Here is a 23572-nt window from a genome sequence, read left to right as displayed (position 1 = left end):
GAGTTCACCCGCACGGATCAGCGTCGACCTCTATTCAACGAGAAGTTGTAGCAATGCCCGAAGCGATTCCGATCAAGGACCACGAAAAAGAGAACCGCCTGGTCAACAAGCGCCTGCTCGCCTGCGCTATGTTGGTGGTGGCCATTACTTGCGCCTTGGTAGGGCGTATGTACTTCCTCCAAGTGGTGGAGTTCGACTATCACTCCACCGTCTCGGAAAACAACCGTGTCCACGTGCTGCCGATCACCCCGACCCGCGGGCTGATCTATGACCGCAATGGCGTGGTCCTGGCGGACAACCGCCCCAGCTTCAACCTGACCATCACCCGCGAACGCACCACCGATCTCAAAGGCGAGTTGGACACGGTGATCGACCTGCTGCACCTGCCGCCAGAGGATCGAACCCTGTTCGACAAGGAAATGAAGCAGGCCCGCCACCCCTTCGTCCCCGTGACCCTGTTCTACGAGCTCACCGAAGAGCAAATCGCCGTCCTTGCGGTCAACGAGTACCGCCTGCCAGGACTGGATGTGCAAGCCCAGTTCGTCCGCCATTACCCCATGGGCGCACACTTTGCCCACTCCATCGGCTACGTTGGACGGATCAACGAGAAAGAAGCCAAGACCCTGGACTCGGTGGAATACCGTGGCACTCAGTCCATTGGCAAGACGGGCGTCGAGAAGTTCTATGAGTCCGAGCTGCACGGTCACGTCGGCTATGAAGAGGTGGAGACCAACGCCCAGGGGCGGGTCATGCGCGTGCTCAGACACACCGATCCTATCCCCGGGAAGAACATCGTCCTGAGCCTGGATATCAAGCTCCAGGAAGCTGCCGAAGAGGCGCTGGGGGACCGTCGCGGCTCAGTGGTGGCCCTCGACCCTGCCACGGGCGAAGTATTGGCCATGGTCAGCAAGCCAAGCTTTGACCCCAACCTGTTCGTCACCGGCATCAGCTTCAAGCAATACGCCGCGCTGCACGACTCCATCGACCGCCCGCTATTCAACCGGGTGCTGCGCGGCCTCTACGCACCGGGTTCCACCATCAAGCCAGAAGTGGCGATTGCCGGCCTCGACACCGGCGTGGTGACCGCCTCGACCCGAGTCTTCGATCCCGGTTACTACCAATTGCCGGACTTCGATCACAAATACCGCAACTGGAACCACAGCGGCGATGGTTGGGTGGATATGGACGCAGCGATCATGCGCTCCAACGACACCTACTTCTACGATCTGGCCCACAAGCTCGGCATCGACCGCCTGCACGACTACATGGCGATGTTCGGTCTGGGTCAGAAAGTCGCCCTGGACATGTTCGAGGAATCCCCCGGGTTAATGCCATCCCAAGCCTGGAAGCGCGCCACCCGCCGCCAGCCCTGGTTCCCTGGGGAAACCGTGATCCTCGGCATTGGTCAGGGCTACATGCAGGTCACGCCGCTGCAACTGGCACAGGCCACAGCGCTGATCGCCAACAAGGGCGTGTGGAACCGCCCGCACCTGGCCAAGACCATCGATGGCGTGGCTCCGGTGGATGAGCACCCGATGCCCAACATCCTGCTGAAGAATCCCCATGACTGGGATCAGGTCAGCCACGGTATGCAGATGGTGATGCACGACCCGCGGGGCATCGCCCGCGCTGCCGCCGCCGGTGCGCAGTACCGCATCGCCGGCAAGAGTGGTACCGCCCAGGTGGTGGCGATCAAGCAGGGCGAACGCTATGACCGCCTCAAGACCCGCGAGCGCAACCGCGACAACGCCCTGTTCGTCGGCTTTGCCCCCGCCGAGCACCCACAGATCGTGATCGCGGTCATGATCGAGAACGGTGAGGCCGGCGGCCGGGTCGCAGGGCCCGTGGTGCGACAGATCATGGACGCCTGGCTGCTGGACCAGAACGGCCACCTCAAGCCGCAATACGCTACACCCGCCAAGGCCCCTGGCGATCCCCACGTCTGAGTCGTTGCAACACCGGGCTGCCCGGCATCTTGTGAGTCCGCCCGAGCGTCCCTTGCGTCACTGAGCGGTGAGGCGTTCCTGCAGCAGCTCCAGGAACAGCACCTCGGCACGGCTCATGCGTTGTTCACGGTTCCACAGCAGATGGATGTCGACATCGGCGATGCCGTCGTGGGGCGGCAGGCGCCACAGCAGCCTGGCGTCGACATCGGCCGCCACCACGTGCTCTGGCAGGCAGCCGATGCCAAACCCGGCGATCACCAGGCGCCGTACTTCCTCCAGGCTTGGCGAGGAGGCGACGATGCGCCCGCTGAAGCCTTGCTGGTCACGGAAGATGGTCAGTGGCGAGAGCATGCCGCCGATCTGGTCGCTGGTGAAACTGACGAAATTCTCCCGCTGCAGATCGCCCTCGGCCACGTCCTGGCGCCCGAACAATGGATGATGCTTGCCGCAAAAAAATGCGTAGCGCTGCCGCAGGAACAGCCGTTGTTCCAGGCGTGGCTGTGGCCGCCGATTAAGGCTCAGGCCCAGGGTCGCGGTCTTCTCCTGCAGGGCACTGACGATATCCGAACTGCGCATCACCTCGACCTCCAGGTCGACGCGCGGATGCTGGCGATGGAAGTCGGCCAGAAAGTCATCGAAACGCTCATTGAAGATCCGGCTGATGATCAACAGTCGCACCTTGCCGATCACCTCGTCGGCGGGCTGCTCCAGCACGCTGCTGACCTGGGACATCTGGCCGTAGATTTCCCCGGCCAGGGCAAAGATCTGTTCGCCCACTTCGGTCAGGGCAAAGCGCGGCCCGCGCCGGGCGATCAACTGCCGCCCCAGTTGTTCCTCCAGACGTTTGAGGGCTTGGCTGACCGCCGGTTGGGTCAGGTGCAGGCGCGCCGCTGCGCGACTGATGCTCAGTTCCTGGCCGATCACCCGGAAGGTGCGCAGCAGGTTCCAGTCGAGGCGGTCATTGAGCAGGCGTCGGGCATCGCGGTCGGACATGGCAGGGCTCTGGATCGGGATCTAGGCGAATAATAAGCCAGGATAATAATCGAGATAACCAATAGAAAATTGAATAATTATCTGGCGAAACGGATAAATCCCTCCCAGACAGGCGCCCACAGAAGCCCCTGCACTTGACCCTTTCTCCTGCCACAAAAATAACCAAAGGAGCCAACCATGAAGCCTTCCGCTTCGCCGCAGCCACGCCGGGCCGCGGCCGCCGCCTTTATCGGCACCATGATCGAGTGGTACGACTTCTACATCTACGCCACCGCTGCGGCGCTGGTGTTCGGTGCCTTGTTCTTCCCCTCCGACGACAAACTGTTCAGCACCATGGCCGCGTTCGGGACCTTCGCCGTGGGCTTCTTCGCCCGGCCCCTGGGGGGCATCATCTTCGGCCATATCGGCGACCGTATCGGCCGCAAGAAATCCCTGGTCATCACCTTGCTGATGATGGGCGTGGTCACCGTGGGCATCGGCTTGCTGCCGACTTATGCACAGATCGGCGCCCTGGCCCCGGTGCTGCTGATCCTGCTGCGCATCGTCCAGGGCATTGCCGTGGGTGGCGAGTGGGGCGGGGCGGTGCTGATGGCCGGCGAACATGCGCCCAAGGGCCGGCGCAACTTCTTCGCCTCCTTCGCCCAATTGGGCAGCCCGGCGGGTTTGATTCTCTCGCTACTGGCCTTCAGCGCCGTGACCCGCCTGCCCGAGGACGCGTTGATGAGTTGGGGCTGGCGCCTGCCGTTCCTCGCTAGCGCGTTGTTGCTGCTGGTAGGCCTGGCGATTCGCCTGGGGGTCAACGAGTCGCCGGAGTTTCTCGCCAGCCGCGAGCAGGCGGCCAAATCGCTGCGCAAGGAACAGGCACCTGTGATGCAAGTGCTGCGCACGGCCTGGCGTCCGCTGCTGCTGTGCATCGGCGCCAATACCCTGGGGATCGCCGGGGTGTATTTCACCAACACCTTCATGATTGCCTACACCACCCAGCAACTGGAGATTCCCCGTTCGCTGATTCTCGAATGCCTGTTCGTGGTGGCAATCATCCAGTTCTGCATCCAGCCCCTGGCGGCCTGGACCGCCGAGAAAATCGGCGCCACGCGCTTTCTATGCCTGGTGTCAGTACTGGCCATGGCCTCGCCCTATCCGATGTTCGTGCTGGTGAGTTCCGGCCAGGCGCCGCTGATGATCCTCGGCATCGCCCTGGCAGTGGTGTGCATGGCCTCCTTCTACGCGGTGATCGCCGGTTACGTCAGCGGCATGTTCGAGACCCGGGTGCGCTACACCGCGATCTCCCTGGCCTATCAAGTCTGCGGTGCCCTGGCCGGTGGCCTGACCCCGCTGATCGGCACCTGGCTGGCCCACAGGTTCATCGGCCAATGGTGGCCGATGGCGCTGTTCTACAGCCTGATCGCCGCGGTATCGCTGATCTGCGTGCTGGCCCTGTCGCGCCGTCACGCCCACGCCCATCGCCTGGAAATGGCGTCCCACGCTTGATTGTCCGGAGACACGATCGATGTTGAAAATCAATGGCCAACGCCTCTGGGCGAGCCTGATGGCCATGGCCGAAATCGGCGCCACCGCTCGCGGCGGTAGCTGCCGTCTGGCCCTGAGCGATGAGGACCGGGCCGGACGCGAACTCTTCGCCCACTGGTGTACAGAAGCTGGCATGACCCTGAGCGTCGACCCCATCGGCAACCTGTTTGCCCGGCGTCCCGGCAGTGACCCGCACGCAGCCCCAGTGATGATGGGCAGCCACCTCGACACCCAGCCCGAGGGCGGGCGTTTCGACGGCGTCTACGGCGTGCTGGCCGGCTTGGAAGTGCTGCGCACGCTCAATGATCTCGGAGTCCAGACTCGCAAGCCTCTGGAGCTGGTGGTGTGGACCAACGAGGAAGGCGCGCGTTTCACCCCGGCGATGTTCGGCTCGGCGGTGTTCACCGGGGTCATGGCCCTGGACGCCGCCCTGGCGGTGCGCGACGCCGATGGCATCAGCGTCGCCGAGGCCCTGCAACGCACCGGTTACGCCGGCAATCGGCCTTTGGGCGGGGCAGTGGATGCCTATTTCGAAGCCCATATCGAACAGGGCCCGATCCTTGAAGACAACGCCAAGAGCATCGGCGTGGTCAGTGGCGGTCAGGCGATCCGCTGGCTCGACGTTCAGGTTGAAGGCATGGCCGCCCACGCTGGCACCACGCCGATGCCACTGCGCAAGGATGCCCTGTATGGCGCCGCGCAGATGATCCTCGCCGTGGAGCAGGTGGCAGCGGATTTTGCCCCGCAAGGCCTGACCACTGTCGGTGAGCTGAGCGTTGCCAAGTCATCGCGCAATACCATTCCCGGGCGGCTGACCTTCACCGTCGACCTGCGCCACCACCATGATCAACAGATCGCCGCCATGGAGCAGCAGGTTGAGGAACGCCTGGAGCGCATTGCTCGGGAGCGCGGGCTCAAGGTCCGCATCGACCGCCATTGGCTCAGCCCGGCCACGCCCTTTGATGCCGAGTGCGTGGCGGCGGTGCAGCAGGCGGTGGATGGGCTTGGCTATCCTCAGCAGTCCATCGTCAGCGGCGCGGGCCACGATGCCATCCTGCTGGCGCGCTATTGCCCCACCGCCATGGTGTTCATTCCCTGTGTCGGAGGCTTGAGTCACAACGAAGCCGAAGATGTGTTGCCCGAGGACGTGTGCCAGGGCGCCGATGTATTGCTTAACGCCGTGCTGGCCCGTGCCGGCCGGGTGGCCTGAGGAGACCTTGATGCGCAGTTTTTTCCACCCTGAACAATTGCTTCACCATCCCCGTAGCTACTATTCCCGCGGCCAGATGCGCACGCCCCAGGAAGTTCCCGAGCGTGCCGAACGCCTGGTGCAGGCCGCGCACTCCCTCGGGTTCGAGGTCAGGCAACCGGAGGACGCCGGCCTGCAACCGCTGCAGGCAGTGCACGGCGCGCCGTACCTGGTGTTCCTTGAAGAGGCCCATCGACGCTGGAAGGACATCCCCGAGGATTGGGGCGATGAAGTCATGTCCAACATCTTCGTGCGCGAGCCCAATGCCCTGCGCGGCATCCTTGCCCAGGCAGCACGTTACCTGGCGGACGGCAGTTGCCCGGTGGGCGAGCAGACCTGGCGCTCGGCCTACTGGTCGGCCCAGAGCGCCATTGCCGGGGCCCGTGCCCTGCTGGATGGCGAGCCGGCGGCCTACGCTCTGTGCCGCCCGCCGGGGCACCATGCCCGGGCCGAAGCCGCCGGTGGTTTCTGCTACCTGAACAACGCGGCGATTGCCGCCCAGGTACTGCGGGAGCGGTTTGCCCGGGTGGCTGTGCTCGATACCGACATGCACCACGGCCAGGGCATTCAGGAAATCTTCTACGAACGTGCCGACGTCCTGTATGTCTCGGTGCATGGCGACCCGACCAACTTCTACCCGGGGGTGGCCGGCTTCACCGAGGAGCGTGGCAGTGGCGCGGGGGAGGGCTATAACCTCAACCTGCCGATGGCGCATGGCGCCAGCGAAGCGGATTTCCTCGCCCGCCTGGAACAGGCCCTGGCTGCGGTGAAGGCATTCGGCGCCGAGGTGCTGGTGCTGTCCCTGGGCTTCGACATCTACGAGCTCGACCCGCAAAGCAAGGTCGCGGTGACCCGAGACGGCTTCGCCATCCTTGGCCAGCGCATCCGCAGCCTTGGCCTGCCGTGCCTGATTGTCCAGGAAGGGGGTTACCACCTGGACAGCCTGGAAGACAACGCCCGCGCCTTCTTTGCCGACAGCGCCGCCTGGGCCCTTTAGGACCAGCCGGGCGGTGTTCCGCTCAATGCCCTTTTCGCTGGCCAGCCAGATCCTGCAGCAGGGGCTGGGAGGAGGCGTGGGGTACTTGCCATTTGCTTTACGTTAACGTCAAGATGCTCGGGCGCCCGTTCCACTGGCGCAGGTTTTGCTTGATCTCGAATGACAGGGTAAGCAATGCAGGGCTGCCCGATGATCCGGACAAAGCCCCTTTACTGCTCTCTGAACCCGGTGTAGACATTGACCACGGCTTGCGTGCCTCGCGCAATCCAAGGGAGTGGAGCGGGTACAGCGGGCGGACCGATTCGGAGCGCTTGATGACTCTTATAAAAACAACAAAGGGTGAGCAGCAACACGAAGCCCGGCTGGCCCGGGAGCGGCTGCACCTGGAAGGCGAGATCCCCGACGGGGTCCTGCGTGCGGAAATCGATGCCTCATGGCGGCGCAGCCTCAGCCATGGCGTGCACTTTGGCAGTCAGCATCAACTGACCCTGGAATCCAGCGCGAGCCTCGAGGTGCTGCTGGCCAGCAACCGCCTGTTGCTGGACGCGGCAACCCCGGCCATCGACTACCTGACCCAGCATCAGGGCCAGGATGGCCTGATCATCCTCGCTAACGCCGACGCCACCATCCTGGCCATCGAAGGCCGGGCCGACCGGCTCAAGGACAGCGGCGTGCAGGACATCACCCTCGGCGCCTGCTGGAGCGAGGCCACCCGTGGCACCAACGCCCTGGGCACGGCCCTGGTGGAAGCCCGGCCGACCCTGATCGATTGCGGCGAACACTACCTGGATCGCCTCAGCCATTTCTCCTGCACATCGGTGCCCATCCAATGCCCCCAGGGCGAGATCCTCGGCGTTCTTGACCTGACCCGCGAAGGCCCCCTGGGCCGCGTTCAGGACAGCACCGCGCTGTTGTCCATGGCGGTCAGCCAGATCGAGGCGCGAGTGTTCCACGCGTCCTACCCGGAGCAGATCGTCCTGGCCTTCCACAGTCGTCGGCAATACCTCGAATCGCCCTGGCAAGGCCTGCTGGCCCTGAGCCTGGGCGGGCAGATTCTTGCGGTCAGCGGCCAGGCCTGCCAGTTGCTCAACACGCCGCGCGCAGCCCTGGTGGGGCGGCGCTGCGAAGAGTTCCTCGGGCTCGACGGCCTGCAACTGCTGGCCCGCCTGCAGCAAGGCGCCGTGGGCAGCCTGCAGACCGCCAAGGGCGAGCTGTTCTACAAGGCCCTGCGTGCGCCTCAACCGTCTCTGAACCTGCATCGCGCGCCCCGCAGCGCGCAGAAAACTACGCCCATGCCCCAGGACCTGGAAGCCCTGGCCGGGGGCAACAGCCGCTACGCCCGCACCCTGCGCATGGCCCGCCAGGGCTTGGCCAACGGCTTGCCAGTGCTGTTGCTGGGAGAAACCGGCACCGGCAAGGAAGTCCTGGCCCGGGCCCTGCATCGTGCGGGCAGCCGCGCCGAGAAACCCTTTGTCGCGGTCAACTGCGCGGCGATTCCCGAAGGCCTGATCGAGTCGGAGCTGTTCGGTTACCGCGAAGGCGCCTTCACCGGCTCGCGCCGCGGCGGCATGATCGGACGCCTGCAACAGGCCCACGGTGGCACCTTGTTCCTCGATGAGATCGGCGACATGCCCCTGGCCCTGCAGGCCCGCCTGCTACGAGTGCTGCAAGACCGCAAGGTAGCGCCCCTGGGAGCTGGTGAGGAGCAGGACATCGACATTGCCCTGATCTGTGCCACCCACCGCGACCTCAAGCAGCAGGTGCAGGAGCAGGCCTTTCGCGAAGACCTGTTCTACCGGGTCAACGGCATCAGCGTGCTGCTGCCGGCCCTGCGTGAACGCGAAGACCTGCAGCCGCTGGTGGACAGCCTGCTGGCCAGGCTCGGCGGCGCCGACGTGAGCCTCAGCGACGAACTGCGCCGGCTGCTGACGGACTACCACTGGCCGGGCAATATCCGCCAGCTGGAGATGGTCCTGCGCACCGCCCTGGCCCTGCGCGAAGAAGGCGAGTGCCACATCGGCCTGGAACATCTGCCCGACAGCATGCTCGACGATCTGCAGGCCAGCGAGCGGCCGCAGACTGGGAGCATCCGCGAGAACGAGCTGGAGCTGATCCGCAGTGCCCTGGACAACCATCAGGGCAATGTCTCGGCGGCAGCGGATGCCCTGGGCATCAGCCGCGCGACCCTGTACCGCAAGCTCAAGCAGTTGCGCGCCTGATGCGGCGCCTGATCACCCGGCTGGTGGACAGCCGCGACCCCCAAGCCCTGAGTGCCGCCCTGGGCTGGCTCTACAGTTTCGTGCGGCCCCATCGGCTGGCCATCGGCGGCCTGCTGGGGCTGTCGGTGTGCGCCTCGTTGCTGGTGCTGGTGCAACCCTGGCTGACCAAGCTGCTGATCGACGACGGCCTGCTGGCCCGGGACTTCTCCAAACTGGTGCTGATCGCCGGCTTGATGATCCTTGCCGGTCTACTGGGCACGCTGCTGTCCGGGGTCAATCGCTACCTGCATACGCGCCTGTCCGGACGCATCCTGTTCGCCCTGCGCGACGACCTCTATCGCCATCTGCAACGGCTGTCGCCGAGCTTCTACGGGCAGCGGCGAATCGGCGACCTGATGTCGCGCCTGGACGGCGATGTGGCGGAGATCCAGCGCTTTGCCGTCGACTCATTGTTTTCCGCAGTGTCCAGCGTGATCGGTCTTGTCGTCGCCCTGGCCATGCTCCTGACCCTGTCCTGGCAACTCTCGCTGCTGGCCCTGGTGTTGATTCCCCTGGACGTGCTCTGGCTGCGCTGGATGCGGCGCAAGGTGGAGCGCGATGTACGCCAGTTGCGCGAGCGTTCCGCGGACATGTCCTCGTTCATGGTGGAAACCCTGCCGGTGATGAAGTTCATCCAGAGTGCCGGCCAGCAGCAACGAGAGGCTCAGCGCCTGGACCGCCTCGGCCAGGGCTACATGAACCAGTTGCTCAAGCTGCAGGTCACCGAGTTTTTTACCCAGGCGGTGCCCGGCACCCTGACCTCATTGTCCCGGGCCTGCGCCTTCCTGATTGGCGGTTACTGGGTGGTGCAGGGCACCTGGCAACTGGGGGCGCTGATTGCCTTCTCCACCTACCTGGGCATGGCGGTGGGACCGGTGCAGAGCCTGCTGGGACTGTATGTGGCGATCCAGCGCATGACCGTGAGCCTGGGCCGGGTCATGGAACTGCGCGGTGAGGAGCCGGGCATCAGCGCCCCCACAGCGCCGTTGCCGGTGCCGGACAATGGCGAGCTGCACTTCAAGGATGTGCACTTCAGTCATCCGGGGCGCGACTCGACCCTCAAGGGCATCGAAGCGCGGATTCCCTATGGCCTCAAGGTGGCCCTGAGCGGCACTTCGGGGGCCGGTAAAAGCACCTTGATCGACCTCTTGCAGCGCCATCACGACCCCCAGGCCGGGCAGGTGCTGCTGGGGGGTATCGACCTGCGTCAACTGGACCTGGCGCAACTGCGCCGCCAGGTGGCGGTGGTCAGCCAGGACATCGTGCTGTTTCGCGGCAGCCTGGCGGACAACCTGGCCTACAGCGTGCCCGCTGCCAGCCGCGAGGCCGTGGCCGAAGTGGCGCGGCTGGCGCAACTGCAGGGGCTGATCGAGTCCCTGCCCGAGGGCCTGGACAGCCCCCTGGGCGAGCGTGGCCAGCAGCTGTCCGGCGGGCAGAAACAACGCATCGCCATCGCCCGTGCATTGCTCCAGGACCCGATGATCCTGGTGCTGGACGAAGCCACTTCGGCGGTGGACGAAGCCACCGAGCGCGAGGTGATCGAAGCCATCGACCGCCTGTTCGCCGGGCGCACGCGCATCCTGATCAGCCACCGGCCTTCGACCCTGGCCGACGCTGACCTGCGTTTCGAGTTGCTAGATGGGGTATTGCACAGCGTGGTGGTGGCCCATGAAGCCTGAGCTGCGCATTGGCGTGATCGACAGCGGCCATGCCCCCCATCAACGGGTGGCGGCCGGCCGGCGTTTCTTTCTGCTGGCGCAAGGCTTGGGCGAGGGCGAGTTGCAGCAGGACGCCCTCGGCCATGGCAGCGCGATCATCGAGGCCATCGAGCAGCGCGCGCCCGAAGCCCAGCTGTATCTGGCCCAGGTGTTCGATCAGCGCGGGGTCACCAGCGCCGCGCAAGTCAGTGCCGCCCTGTATTGGCTGCTGGAACAGGATGTACGCCTGATCAACCTCAGCCTCGGGCTGCGCCAGGATCGCGATTCACTGCGCGCCGCCTGCGCCGAGGCCGTGGCACGCGGCGTGCTGCTCTGTGCGTCCAGCCCGGCCCAGGGCGAGCCGGTATTCCCGGCCCGCTATCCCGGCGTGTTGCGGGTTACCGGCGATGCGCGTTGCAGTGCGCAGCAGTGGTCCTGGCTGAACACGGCCCAGGCCGATTTCGCCGCCTGCGTGCGCGCCGCCCGCCCGGGGCCATCCGGTGCCAGCCTGGGCTGTGCTGCCTTGAGCGGGCATATCGCCGCCTACCTCAAGACCCAGCCCGGCGCGAGCAATCTGCAGGTGCGCCAGTGGCTGCAGGAGCAGGCCGCCTACCAGGGGCCCGAGCGCCGGAGCGTGCCATGCAATCGATCCTGATCCTGGGTGCGGGGCCGGCCGGCGCGGCGGTGGCCCTGGGGCTGCGGCGCCTCGGTTACCCGGTGACCCTGATCAGCGACTGGCGGCGTTTTGCGGCGCTGGAAGGGGTCTCGCTGCGGGTGCTGGAGGCCTTGCGCGGTGCCGGTCTGGAGTCGGCGCTGGCCCAGGCCCTGCATCCTTCCCAGCGGCAAGTGGCGTGGAACGGCGCGCAGCATGCGCAGAACATCGAATACCTGCTGGATCGACCAACATTCGACCGTGGCCTGCGCGATGCCCTGCATCAGGCCGGGGTGACGCTGATCCACGGCCGTGTACTTAGGGTGCAGTCCACGGCGCTCGGGCACCGGGTGCAGGTGCAGGGGCACGAGGAGCAGCTCGGCGAGTTCCTGGTCGAAGCCCGCGGGCGTCAGGCGCCTGCGCTGGACAAGGCGCTGCAGCAGGGCGTCGGGAATGGCCGGCGTGGCCCGGAAACCCTCAGCCTGCTCAACCGCTGGCAAGGGCCGTCTGGCACTGCCGCCAGTGCCGTGCACAGCCTGGAGGACGGCTGGGCCTGGATGGCCCGGCGCAGCGACGGCCAGTGCTACTGGCAACTGACCCTGGATGTGGCCAGCGCCGCACTGCCGGGCAAGGCGCAGTTGCTGGAGTACTGCCGCCAGCGCCGTCAGGCGTCTGCCCTGGCCGCGGATTTTTTTGCCGGCGCTGCCGAACAGGATCTGCAGCTGCACGCCCGTAGCAGCACGGCGATTCTCTGCCCCCAGGTGTGCGGCGCTCACTGGCTGCGGGTCGGGGATGCGGCCATGGCGGTGGACCCGCTGTCTGGCAATGGCATCTTCCAGTCCCTGTCCTCGGCCCTGCAGGCGCCGGCGGTGATCAACACCCTGTTGCAGCGTCCGGAGCGCAGAGCCCTGGCCGGGCGCTTTCATCAACAACGGGTGGAGCAGCTGTTCCTGCGGTTTGCCCGCATCGGCCGGGATTTCTACGCCGACGAGCAGCGCTGGCCCGAGCAACCGTTCTGGCAGGCCCGCCGGCACTGGCCGGACCAGCAGCCGGCGCACGCGGCCGTGGACTTTGCAGCCTTGCGTATCGAGCACGCCCCGGTACTGCGCGATGGCCTTGTGGATGAGGCCGAAGTGGTGATCACCCCGGACCAGCCCCTGGGCATCTGGCATGTGCAGGGCGTGGAGCTGGCGCCGTTGTTGCGCCGCTTGCAGCACCAGCCCCCGAGCCAGGCCCTGGCGGACCTGAGCCCGGAGCAGGGGCGGGTGGTGCGGGGCTGGTTGCTGGCCCAGGGCTATCGACCCTGAACCCGCCGTGCACAAGCGAGCGGGCTCAGGTTCACTGCCCTGAGGGCAGGTTCAGTTAGCGCTGGTACACCCGCTGGCCGCCTTTCCAGGTCTGGTAGACCTGGATGTCCCTGATGCCGGTAGCCGGGATGTTTTCGTCGAGCGGGTCCTGTTCGAGAATCACCAGGTCGGCGAAGTTGTTGTCCTGCAAGGACCCCATCCAGCGCTCGGCGTGACATTGCCAGGCGGCATCGTAGGTGATGGCTTTCAACGCCTCTTGGCGAGTCAGGCATTCGCCAGCGTTGAGCACCGGGTAGTCTTCAGGGTTCTGCAGGACCGGATACGGCGATTGTGCGCTACGGATGCCCTCCATCTTGCGGGTCACGGCCTGCTCCATGGAGCGCAGCGGGCCCAGTGGGGTGACCGTGCAGTCGCTGTGCAGGGAAATGCGCAGATTGTGCTTGAGGGCCGATTTGCACAGGTCGAGCATGGTCTCGGCCCGCTGCTCGAAAATCGCCTGTTGGAAGGAGTAGCCCCAGTAACCGACATGCCCGATCAGGAAGCTCGGTGACAGCCCCAGCTGGTTCATGCGCTCAAGACTGTCCGCGTTCAGCAGCGAGCAGTGTTCGATGCGATGGCGCTTTTCCAGGCCGTTGCCGTCCTTGAAGGCCCCTGCGTAGGCTTGCAGGGTGAAGTCGATGGCTCGGTCGCCGTTGGCATGAATCATCAGGGGCCAGCCGGTCTCGACCGCTTTGCTGACCAGGGTCTGGTAGGCCACGGGGAGGGTTTGCGGCTCTGGCTGCTGCTCGTCGCAGACATTGAAATTGCCCCGGCGGGGGGTGGTTTCACAGCAATAGTCCACGCTCTGGTAGCCGGTCAGGCCCTGGTTGGAGCCGTCTGATACCAGCTTCACCGAGCCCTGGTAGATGCGTTTGGCTTCTTCGCGGGTGGCGGGTCGATAGGGTGGCAGGCTTTGCAGGCTTTTGGCGGAGCCGTCGCAGGCGGCGGCGTAACCGATCCGCAGATTCCTGGGATGAGTCAGGAAGTAGGCGTCCAGCACCAGTCTTGAGATGGGGTCCATCATGGCGTCGTACAGTAGGGTAATTCCGCGTTGCGTGGCGGTGTTGAAGTAGTCTTCGAGGTGCTTGAAGATCTTCAGCATCTGCAACTGCTGCTGGATCGGAATGGAGCGAATGGCGTGCAGGATTTCACGCTCCTGCAACAGGCCTTTGTTGGCTTTGACGCCGGTCTTGCGAAAGACCGCTTCGCTCGCCGCACTGTTCATGTAGGCGGTGTGCATCGACGCACTGATCAGCAGGATCGGGCGTTCGGCGTCGATGCTGTCCAGGTTACCGACCTCTTCATCGAAGCCGCAGCCCAGGGTAATGAGCTGGTTCAGGCCACCTTCCACCTTCTTGAACGGCATCAAGGCCGGATCGACCATGCGCCCGAGAATCCATGACGAAGGGTCTTTGACCGGGGCACTGCGCAGGGTCTCGACCAACCAGTTCCAATCGTAGGTTTCTCGCAGGCGTTGTCGCTCTTGATCGAACGCGCCCACCGGTATCCAGTCTTCCATGGCGCAGCTCTGCACGATGTGCGCGTGGGGCTCGACCAGGCCCGGAAGCAGGGTCCTGCCTTCCAGCGACTGGACCCTGTAGGCGATGCCCAGGGCTCGCAGGCGGGATTCGACGTCGGCCAGGGTGCCTGAGGCGACCACATCGCCGGCGTGGATGCCCAGTGCCTCGACCCGCTCGTCCATGTTGCCGTTGCGTAGCGGATAGATGTGGCCATGGGTGAAGACGATGGATTCGCCACCCGTCTCAAGGCCCGGGCCATGGGCGTTGGCAGGCTGGCCTGTCAGGTGGCTGGCTGGGTCCAGGCTGTGCTTCAAGGCCTCCCAGATCGGGTTGTGGCATCCACACTGGATGTGGTCGTGATCATTTCCATTCGATCCCATGATGCGTTCCTCGGCGGTGCGGTGGTATGAGGGGTGCAGGAAGAGGGGCCGGGCTCCTTGTACCAGCTGTCGAGCGGGCCCGGGCTGAGCGTAGCAGCGCTTTGAGTGAAGGCCGGGGGGCGTCGAAAAAAATCTGGCGCCCCTGGCGAGGACGCTGAACGTCCGGAGGGGGGAGGTTGTGCTGACCGTGGATCAGAGCTTGATCAGCACCGATTTCAGTTCGGTGTAGTGCTCGATGGCTGCATGGCCCATTTCCCGACCAACCCCGGACATCTTGTAGCCGCCAAACGGCAGTGCCGGGTCCAGGGCGCTGTGGCAGTTGACCCACACCGAGCCGGACTTGATCTTCGGAATCATCCGGTGCACCGCTGCCAGATCGTTGGACCAGATGCTTGCGCCCAGGCCATAGGGGCTGTCGTTGGCCATGCGCAGGGCGTCGGCCTCGTCGTCGAAGGGAATCGCCACCAGTACCGGGCCGAAGATTTCTTCCTGGACCAGCGAGTGCTTCTGGTCGACATCGACGATCACTGTCGGTTTGACGAAATACCCCGGGCCGAACTGCTCGCCGCCACAGGCAATGGTGGCGCCGCTGTCCCGGCCCATCTCGATGTAGCGGTAGACCCGTTCCTGCTGGCGCGCGGAAATCAGCGGGCCCATCTCGACGCTGGCGTCCAGGCCGTTGCCCAGCTTCATGGCATTGGCGATGCCGGCAATGTCGGCGACCACGTTGTCGAAGTGCTTGCGCTGCACATACAGCCGCGAACCAGCGCAACAGACCTGGCCTTGGTTGAAGAAGATCGCACTGGCGGCCCCGGCGGCGGCACTGCCCAGGTCGGCGTCGGCCATGACGATGGTCGGCGATTTGCCCCCCAGCTCCAGGGTGACCCGGGTCATGGAGTCCATGGCGATCTTGCCGATTTCCTTACCCACGGCGGTGGAGCCGGTGAAGGTCAGTTTGTCCACCAGAGGGTTGTGGGTCAGGGCGCTGCCGGCGGTGATGCCGGTGCCGGTGACCACGTTGAACACGCCGTCGGGGTAACCGGCTTCCTGTACCAGTTCTGCCAGTTTCAACGCACTGAGCGGGGTTTCATCCGCCGGCTTGAGCACCAGGGTGCAACCGGTGGCCAGGGCCGGGCCGAGTTTCCAGCAGGCCAGCAGCAAGGGGAAGTTCCAGGCGACGATGGCGCCGACCACGCCCAGCGCTTCGCGACGGATGAAACTGTGGAACTGATCGTCGGGCATCAGCGGCAGCGAAACCTCGACGCTGGTGCCTTCGATCTTGGTGGCCCAGCCGGCCATGTAGCGCAAGAAGTCGATGGACAATTGCACGTCCATGGCCTGGGCCACAGCGGCGCTCTTGCCATTGTTCAGGCATTCCAGTTGGGCCAGCAGTTCGGCGTCGCGCTGCATCAGGTCGGCGAGTTTCCACAGCAGGTTCTGCCGCTCCCGGGGGCGGGTGCGGGTCCAGGGCGAGTCGTCGAAAGCCTGGCGCGCTGCCAGCACTGCGCGATCGACATCATCCACCGTGGCTCGGGGCACCAGGCACAGCTGTTCGCCGGTGGCGGGGTTGCGCAGGGGCATGGTCTGGCCATCGGCGGCCTCGACCCAGTGGGCGCCGATCAACATGCGCGGGGCGCGCTGGATAAACGCCGTGGTAGCGGCGAGCAGTGGGGCAATAGCCATGGCGAAGCCTCTTGTTGTAGGTGAGGCAGGGGCTTTCGCAATGGCTATGCCAGTTCCGTCGTGGCGGCGTGGCCTCGGGATTGCGGGGGCTTGGGCGCGCTGCCGAGGCTGGCGCGGCGGCGGCTTTTCGCAAACTGCGACAGCCCGGTGAGATTCAAGAGACGCACCGGTTCGTCGGTCTGGGCCCATGACCGCAAGCCTGGAGCGAAGCGGCTCAGAGTGAAAGTTGACCATTTCGCGATAATTGAAAGGAGGTTCTCGTTAGACGGTCGCCAGTGAGGGTTTCTACAGTAGCCGCTTTGAATCCGTGAGTACTTCCCATGCCCATTTACCCAAGGCCTGCATGGGCCCTGTGCGCCCTGTTGGCCGGCTGCACCCTGGGGCCGGACCAGCCGCCCGGCAGCACCGTGCCCCTGCCTGTGAGCGGTCTGGATATGCACGCCGAGCAGGGGCTCGACCAGTGGTGGCAGCTCTACCGTGACCCGGAACTGAACGCCGCGGTGCAGGAGGCCCTGAGCCAGAACCGCGATCTGCGGATGGCCGCGGCCAACCTGCTGCAGGCCCGGGCGCTGCTGCGCGAGACCGATACCCTGCGCCAGCCCGCCACCCAGGTGACGGCCCGGGCCGGCTACGGCAGTACTGCGGATGACCAGCTGGAAGCTGCCTTGCAGGACAGCGAGCGGATTCGCACCGGCAGCCGCTATGGGGTTGGCCTGGATGTGCAGTGGGAGGCTGACCTGTTCGGCCGCCTGCACGGTCTGGCGGATGCTGCCCGGGCCGATGCCGAGGCGGCGCGGGCCGCCGAAGATGGCCTGCGGGTGGTGGTGGCCGCGGAAACCACCCGCGCCTGGTTGCAGGCTTGCAGCTACGGCCAGCGCCTGCAGGTGGCCGGCGAGTCCCTGGCGCTGGTGGAGCAGGGCCGGGCCCTGAGCGCCCAGCTGCATCAGGCCGGCGCCGCGGTGACTCTGGATGTGGTGCGCGCCGAGGGCCTGGTGGGCCAGGTGCAGGCCAGCCTGCCGCCGTTGCAGGCCGGGCGGCAGCGGGCCCTGGCTGAGCTTGCGGTACTGCTGGGGCGTCCCCCGGGCGATGCACCGGCGGCGGCCAAGGCTTGTCACCAGGCCCCGCGCCTGGGTTCGCCCATGCCCCAAAGCGATGCCCTGGCCATGCTGCGCCGGCGTCCCGATGTGAGCCTGGCCGAGCGCCGGCTGGCAGCGGCCACGGCGCGCATCGGCGTGGCTCGGGCCGACCTCTATCCGCGGGTCAGCCTGGGGGCTGGGGTCTACACGTCGGCGCACCAGCCCTCGGGTTTCGACGAGCGCGACGCTTCGGTCTGGCAATTGGGGCCGCTGCTGTCCTGGAGCTTGCCCAACCTCAATGCCGCCCGCGCGCGCATCGCCCAGGCCGACGCCCGGGAAAGCGCGGCACTGGCGGATTTTGACCGCAGCATCCTGGCGGCCTTGAAGGAACAGCAGCAAGCCTTGAGCGACTACCAGGCCGCGTTGCAGCGCCAGGAGGCCCTGCACCTGGCGGCCGAGCGCGACCATCAGGCCTTGCACCTGGCCGGGCTGGCCCGCGCGGCCGGTGCTTCCAGCGCCCTGGATTACCTCGACGCCCAGCGCAGCGCCGTGCGCACCCGGGCCGCGGCGGCGCAGGCCGATGCGGCCGTGATCGATACCCAGGTGCTGGTGTTCAAGGCCCTGGGCGGTGGCTGGCGCAGCGCGCCGCCGATTGTCCTGCCGCCGCCGAACCGGGCGGCGGCCAACCCTTTCCTGCGAACTTCCGACGAGCCTGTGCCATGACCCACAATCCTGTTCCCGTTTCCCCGGCGCAAGCCGTCACCCGCCGTCGCTTGCTCGGTTATGCCGGGTTGGTGCTGGTGTTGTTGCTGATCCTGGCCTGGTGCCTGAACTGGTGGTTCAGCGGGCGTTTCCTGGTGGAGACCGACGACGCTTACCTGCGGGCGGACATCGTCACCATTGCGCCCCGGGTGGCCGGTTACCTGGCGACGGTCGAGGTCCAGGACAACCAGCCGCTCAAGGCCGGCGACCTGCTGGCACGGATCGATGACAGCGACTATCGGGCCCGGGTCGAACAGGCCGAGGCGGCGCTGCGCGAGGCCCTGGCCGAACAGCGTGCCGGGCAGGCGCGGCTGGCCAATCTGGCAGCCCGTCAGCAACAGCAACAGAGCCTGATCGCCGAGGCCCAGGCCCGGGTCGGCGCTGCCGAGGCCGAGGCGCAGCGGGCCGGCCAGGAAGGGCGGCGTCAGCAACACCTGGCCAGCCAGCAGGTCAGCAGCGTGCAGCAACTGGAAAACGCTGCGGCCCTGGCGCGTCAGGCCGATGCCGCACTGGGTGCGGCCCGGGCTACGCTGGCGGCACGACGTCAGCAGGTACTGGTGCTCGATACCGAGCAGCAAAGTGCCCGGGCGCAACTGGACAAGCTCGCAGCGGGCGTGGCCCGGGTCACCGCGCAACGGCAGCTGGCCCGTATCGATCTGGCGCGCACCTTGATCCGCAGCCCGGTGGACGGTATCGCCGGCCAGCGCCGCCTGCGCCTGGGGCAGTATGTCGAAGTCGGCGCGCCGCTCTTGGCGGTGGTGCCTGAGGACGCCTATGTGGTGGCCAACTACAAGGAAACCCAGGTCGACGGCATGCGCCCCGGGCAGCCGGCGCGGGTCGAAGTCGACGCTCTGGGAGGCCACGTGCTGCTGGGCCGGGTGGAGAGTTTTGCCCCGGCCTCCGGCGCCGAATTCGCCCTGCTGCCGGCGGACAACGCCACCGGCAACTTCACCAAGATCGTGCAGCGCATGCCGGTGCGCATTCGTCTTGATCCGGGGCAGGCGCGACAGGCGGAACTGCGCCCCGGAATGTCGGTGGTGGTGAGCGTGGATACCCGTCATGACTAGTGCCCAGGCGGTACAGGACAGCGCGGGCGAGGCTGGCGTGCAGGCGATTTCCCTGCGCACCTGGGTGGCGGTGCTGGGCAGCGTGGTGGGCTGCTTCATGGCCGGGATGAACGTGCACGTGACCAACGCTTCATTGCCGGACGTACGCGGTTCCCTGGGCGCCACCTTCGAGGAGGGCTCGTGGATCACCACCGCCTACCTGGTGGCGGAGATCATCATCATTCCCATGACCGGCTGGCTGGTCTCGGTGTTTTCCATGCGCCGGGTGCTGATGGTGGGCACCGCCGGTTTCGTGCTGTTCTCGATTGCCTGCTCCCTGGCACCGACTATCCACAGCCTGATCTTCGCCCGGGTGCTGCAAGGGGCCTTTGGCGGGGTGCTGATTCCCTTGTCGTTCCAGCTGATCGTCACCGAGCTGCCGGCGGCCCGGCACCCCATGGGCATGGCCCTGTTCGCCGTGGCCAACAACGTGGCCCAGGCGGCGGGGCCGTCCCTGGGCGGCTGGCTCACCGATGCCTATTCGTGGCGCTGGATCTTCTACCTGCAAGTGCCGCCGGGGCTGTTGCTGCTGGCGGCCATCGGCTGGTCGGTGCGGCCCCAGCCCATGGTCCTGGCAACGTTGCGCCACGGTGACTGGGGCGGGATCGCCAGCATGGCCGTGGGCCTCTCGGCGTTGCAGATCATGCTGGAGGAGGGTGGCCGCCATGACTGGTTCGCCTCGGGCTTCATCCTCAATTGCGCGGTCCTGGCCACGGTCGGCCTGCTGGCCTTCGTGGCCATCGAACTGCGCCGCGAGCAGCCGCTGATCAACCTGCGCCTCTTGGGCCGCTACAACTTCGGCATCGCCAGCCTGATGCAATTCACCTTCGGTGCGGTGGTGTTCGGCGTGGTGTTCCTGGTGCCCAACTACTTTGCCCAGATCCACGGCTACAACGCCCGGCAGATCGGTTTGATGATGATTCCCTATGGCCTGATCCAGTTCGTCATGTCGTTCGCCACTCCGCGCCTGATGCGCTGGACCAGCGCCCGTACCATCATCATTGCCGGCTTCGCCATCACCGGCATCGGCTGCCTGATGAACATCCACCTCAACCCCTATGCCTCGGTCAACGTCATCGTGCCGTCGCTGGTGGTGCGCGGTATCGGCCAGTCGCTGGTGGTGGTGGCGCTGGGGGTGATGGCGATCCAGGGGCTGGAAAAGGACCAGGTGGGCTCGGCCTCCGGGCTGTTCTCCATGGTGCGCAACGTGGGTGGGGCGATTGGTATCGCGCTGTCCAGCCAGATCGTGGTGGAGCGCGAGAAGCTCCATGCCCAGCGCATTGGCGAATCCATCAACCTGTTTGCCCAGGCCACCCAGGAGCGTTTGCTGGAGCTGGTGCGGCTGCTGGCCCAGGCGCCGGTGGAGTCCGCCAGGGCCCTGTACTCGGCGGCGCTGGCGCCGTTGCGTCAGCAAGCCCTGGGCCTGATGGACAAGGTGCTGCACCGCGACGCCTTGCTGCTGGCCTACAGCGATGCCTTCCTACTGGCAGGGCTGGCCATGCTGTTGTGCGTGGTGGCCGGCCTGCTGCTGCGCCGGGCCTGAGCCTTCAGCGGTAGAACTCCGACGGCGGTGTGCCGAACTGGCGCTTGAAGGCGGCGGCGAAGGCGCTCTGGCTGTCGTAGCCGTGTTGCAGCGCCACTTGCACCACCGGCATGCCCTCGGCCAGGCATTCCAGGGACATCAGCAGGCGCGCCTGCTGGCGCCAGCGGCCAAAGGTGATGCCGGTGTGGCGCTGGAACTGGCGATGGAAGGTCTTGGCGCTCATGGCCAGGCAGTCGCTCCATTGCTCGGCGGTGCGATTGTCCGCCGGGTCATCCGCCAGCGCCTGGCACACCCGCAGCATGCGCGGCTCATGGGGCCAGGGCAGACTGAACGGCAGCACCGGCAGCGAGCGCATCTCATCGAGGATCAGGCGCATCAGGCGGCCGTCGCGGCTGTCCGGCGCATATTGGGTGCCGACCTGGGCGGCGGCCAGGATCAGCTCGCGCAACAAAGGCGAGACCTCGATCACGCAGTCATGCTCGGGCAGGCCATCTATGGCATCAGCGTTGATGAACAGGCTGCGCATGCGCACTGCGCCGCGCATCCGCACCCGGTGTTCGACGCCCGCCTGCAGCCACACCCCGCGACTGGGCGGTACCACCCAGCGTCCGGATTCGGTGTCGATCACCAGCACGCCTTCGATGGCATAGGCCAGTTGTGAGCGAGGGTGACTGTGGGCCGGTATTGCATGGCCGTTGGGGTAATCCACGGCGATGCTGGTGACCGGCAGCGCCAGGCTATCGATGGACGAGACAACCAGCAGATCGGACATGCAGCGCAGCGCCTCCGGAGCGGAAGGGATCATGGGGCGACCATCATAAATTCAAATGTCCATTTCGCGACAATAAAAGGCTGTTTAGCGCAGTACATTCAGATGGCAGCCCCCTAGACTGCCGGTCACTCCTTTCTTCCAGACGGTTGCCACCGCCCATGAATCCCCGCTTCCTGACCCTGCTACTAGCCCTACCCCTGCCTTACGGCCGGGGTCTGCCGGTGCTGCCAGGAAGCTGGCACCCAGGCTGATCTCCCCCAGACTCCGGCCTCGAAGCGCTTTCCATGCTGAAAGCGGGGGAGATCCATCGCCTTCTCCATGCTTCTTTCGAGGTCAGTATGCTCACCCATCCCCATACCAAATATCGTGCCCTTGCCCCTGTGGACCTGGACTCGCGCCAGTGGCCGTCACGCACCATCACCCAGGCTCCGATCTGGCTCTCCACCGACCTGCGCGATGGCAACCAGGCGCTGTTCGAGCCGATGAACCGCGAGCGCAAGTTGCGCCTGTTCGAGGAGCTGGTGCGCCTGGGCTTCAAGGAAATCGAAGTGGGATTCCCCGCCGCTTCGCGTACCGATTTCGAGGTGGTTCGTGAGCTTGTGGAACAGCAACGGATTCCCGCCGACGTCACGCCCATGGTGATGACCCAACTGCGCGAGGACCTGATCCGCGAAACCGTACGCAGTGTGCAGGGCGCGCGCCGGGTCATCGTCCACCTGTACAACGCCATCGCCCCCGTCTGGCGGCGGGTGGTGTTCGGGCTTTCGGTGGACGAGGTCGAGGCCCTGGTGGAGCGCCATGTAAGGCTGTTGCGCGAGTTGACCGACCAGCAGCCGGAAACCGAATGGGTGTTGCAGTACTCCCCTGAAACGTTCTGCATGGCCGAGCTTGAGGTGTCGCTGCGCATGTGCAACACCGCGATCCGCACCTGGGACGCCGGCCCCGGGCGCCCGATCATCATCAACTTGCCGACCACCGTCGAGGTGGCGACCGCCAACGTCTTTGCCGACCAGATCGAATGGATGCACAAGCGCCTGGAGCGCCGTGATCAGGTGACGTTGTCGGTGCACCCGCACAACGATCGGGGCACCGGCGTGGCCTGCGCCGAGCAGGCGCTGCTGGCCGGGGCCCAGCGGGTCGAGGGTTGCCTGTTCGGCAATGGCGAGCGCAGTGGCAACCTGGATCTGGTGACCCTGGCCCTGAATCTCTATACCCAGGGCATCAGCCCCGGGCTGGATTTTTCCGATATCGCTGCGGTGGCCCGGGTTGCCGAGGCGTGCACGGCGCTGCCGATCCACCCGCGCCATCCCTATGTCGGCGATCTGGTGTTCACCGCCTTTTCCGGCTCGCACCAGGACGCCATCGCCAAGGGCTTTGCCGCCCAGGCGGCCGACGGTTTCTGGGAGGTGCCCTACCTGCCCATCGATCCGCAGGACCTGGGGCGGACCTACGACAGCATCGTGCGCGTCAACAGCCAGTCCGGCAAAGGCGGAATCGCTTTCCTGCTGCAGCGCGACCACGGCATCGTCATGCCCCGGCGCATGCAGATCGAATTCAGCGCCATCGTGCAGAAGCTGGCCGATGCCAGTGATGCGGAGTTGAGCAGTGACGCTTTATGGGAGGTGTTCCAGCGCACCTATCTGGCTTGCACAGAGGCAACGGCCGGCCTGCAGTATCTCGGTCACCGATTGTTCGAGGCCCCCGAGGGGCAGGGCATCGAGTTGCGGATCGCCATCCCCGGAAACCCGGCGCTGTGCTTGCGTGGAGTGGGCAACGGACCTGTCGCCGCGACCTCGGCCGCCCTGGGCTTGCCGCTGCGCATCGACAGTTTTGAAGAGCGCAACCTGGCAGCAGGGGCCGATGCCCAGGCGCTGGCCATTGTTGAAGCGGCGTGGCCAGGGGTTGCCGGTTCCCGCTTTGGCGCCGGGTGCCATGCCAACACCGTCACCGCTTCGGTGCAGGCGGTGATCAATGCCGCGGCGCGGTTTTATCCGGAACGAGTGCTGAGGTTCACCCCAGCCTCGGAATCCGTCCTGGAGCCCGTGACTCGCTGAGCGACTCG

General features: G+C 65.9%; 16 protein-coding genes. 12 read left to right on the top strand and 4 right to left on the bottom strand.

Annotated features, from left to right (window positions below; translation table 11 throughout):
- Positions 1–53: 53 nt before the first annotated feature.
- Positions 54–1946, top strand: coding sequence for a penicillin-binding protein 2 (gene mrdA, locus WIN67_RS21075; RefSeq protein ID WP_339070007.1), 1893 nt, complete (start codon positions 54–56; stop codon positions 1944–1946).
- Between the two features lie 57 nt (positions 1947–2003).
- On the opposite strand, the gene WIN67_RS21070 is transcribed toward mrdA, so the two are convergent.
- Positions 2004–2939, bottom strand: coding sequence for a LysR family transcriptional regulator (locus WIN67_RS21070; protein ID WP_170003183.1), 936 nt, complete (start codon positions 2937–2939; stop codon positions 2004–2006).
- A 177-nt stretch (positions 2940–3116) separates the two neighbouring features.
- On the opposite strand from WIN67_RS21070, the gene WIN67_RS21065 reads away from it, so the two are divergent.
- From WIN67_RS21065 to qhpG, 7 genes are all read left to right on the top strand, one after another.
- On the top strand, positions 3117–4430 hold the full coding sequence (locus WIN67_RS21065) for an MFS transporter (RefSeq protein WP_253085646.1): 1314 nt from the start codon (positions 3117–3119) through the stop codon (positions 4428–4430).
- Positions 4431–4449: 19 nt separating this feature from the next.
- The gene (locus WIN67_RS21060; protein ID WP_339070006.1) at positions 4450–5679 is read left to right on the top strand and encodes a Zn-dependent hydrolase; all 1230 of its coding nucleotides are present in this window, start codon (positions 4450–4452) and stop codon (positions 5677–5679) included.
- Positions 5680–5689: 10 nt separating this feature from the next.
- Positions 5690–6715 carry a histone deacetylase family protein gene (locus WIN67_RS21055; RefSeq protein ID WP_110597139.1) on the top strand — a complete coding sequence of 342 codons (1026 nt, stop codon included), beginning with the start codon at positions 5690–5692 and terminating at the stop codon, positions 6713–6715.
- A gap of 314 nt (positions 6716–7029) precedes the next feature.
- On the top strand, positions 7030–8934 hold the full coding sequence (locus WIN67_RS21050) for a sigma-54-dependent Fis family transcriptional regulator (RefSeq protein WP_110597140.1): 1905 nt from the start codon (positions 7030–7032) through the stop codon (positions 8932–8934).
- Complete coding sequence (locus tag WIN67_RS21045) at positions 8934–10652, top strand: ABC transporter ATP-binding protein (protein ID WP_339070005.1); 1719 nt, start codon at positions 8934–8936, stop codon at positions 10650–10652. The genes WIN67_RS21050 and WIN67_RS21045 overlap by 1 nt, the downstream gene beginning before the upstream one ends.
- Complete coding sequence (gene qhpE / locus WIN67_RS21040; protein WP_339070004.1) at positions 10642–11325, top strand: subtilisin-like serine protease QhpE; 684 nt, start codon at positions 10642–10644, stop codon at positions 11323–11325. Before WIN67_RS21045 ends, qhpE begins: the two co-directional genes overlap by 11 nt.
- The gene (gene qhpG, locus WIN67_RS21035) at positions 11310–12629 is read left to right on the top strand and encodes a flavin-dependent monooxygenase QhpG (RefSeq protein WP_339070003.1); all 1320 of its coding nucleotides are present in this window, start codon (positions 11310–11312) and stop codon (positions 12627–12629) included. Before qhpE ends, qhpG begins: the two co-directional genes overlap by 16 nt.
- Before the next feature lie 55 nt (positions 12630–12684).
- On the opposite strand, the gene WIN67_RS21030 is transcribed toward qhpG, so the two are convergent.
- Together WIN67_RS21030 and WIN67_RS21025 are read right to left on the bottom strand one after the other, a co-directional pair.
- Complete coding sequence (locus WIN67_RS21030; RefSeq protein WP_306399370.1) at positions 12685–14568, bottom strand: amidohydrolase; 1884 nt, start codon at positions 14566–14568, stop codon at positions 12685–12687.
- Between the two features lie 192 nt (positions 14569–14760).
- A complete protein-coding gene (locus tag WIN67_RS21025) occupies positions 14761–16251 on the bottom strand; it encodes an aldehyde dehydrogenase family protein (RefSeq protein ID WP_339070002.1) in 1491 nt (496 codons plus the stop codon).
- A 320-nt stretch (positions 16252–16571) separates the two neighbouring features.
- On the opposite strand from WIN67_RS21025, the gene WIN67_RS21020 reads away from it, so the two are divergent.
- Genes WIN67_RS21020 through WIN67_RS21010 form a run of 3 tightly spaced genes read left to right on the top strand, consistent with a single transcriptional unit; the run spans position 16572 to position 20738 of the window.
- Entirely contained in the window at positions 16572–18050 is a 1479-nt protein-coding gene (locus WIN67_RS21020) for a TolC family protein (RefSeq protein ID WP_339070001.1), read from the top strand.
- Positions 18047–19156 carry an HlyD family secretion protein gene (locus WIN67_RS21015; RefSeq protein ID WP_339070000.1) on the top strand — a complete coding sequence of 370 codons (1110 nt, stop codon included), beginning with the start codon at positions 18047–18049 and terminating at the stop codon, positions 19154–19156. Before WIN67_RS21020 ends, WIN67_RS21015 begins: the two co-directional genes overlap by 4 nt.
- Positions 19149–20738: a DHA2 family efflux MFS transporter permease subunit gene (locus tag WIN67_RS21010; RefSeq protein ID WP_339069999.1), complete on the top strand. Its 1590-nt coding sequence runs from the start codon at positions 19149–19151 to the stop codon at positions 20736–20738. The genes WIN67_RS21015 and WIN67_RS21010 overlap by 8 nt, the downstream gene beginning before the upstream one ends.
- 4 nt (positions 20739–20742) lie before the next feature.
- Here the strand turns inward: WIN67_RS21010 and WIN67_RS21005 are convergent, their stop codons facing one another.
- Positions 20743–21510, bottom strand: coding sequence for an AraC family transcriptional regulator (locus WIN67_RS21005; RefSeq protein ID WP_102861806.1), 768 nt, complete (start codon positions 21508–21510; stop codon positions 20743–20745).
- Between the two features lie 338 nt (positions 21511–21848).
- Here WIN67_RS21005 and WIN67_RS21000 point away from each other — a divergent pair, with 338 nt between their 5' ends.
- A complete protein-coding gene (locus WIN67_RS21000; RefSeq protein ID WP_265073511.1) occupies positions 21849–23564 on the top strand; it encodes a 2-isopropylmalate synthase in 1716 nt (571 codons plus the stop codon).
- Positions 23565–23572: the final 8 nt, after the last annotated feature.

Source organism: Pseudomonas idahonensis (genome assembly GCF_037903935.1).
In the GTDB taxonomy this organism is placed as follows: Bacteria; Pseudomonadota; Gammaproteobacteria; order Pseudomonadales; family Pseudomonadaceae; genus Aquipseudomonas; species Aquipseudomonas danubii.
Note: the sequence above shows the minus strand (reverse complement) of the source record. Positions and strands in the feature narration are given on the sequence as shown.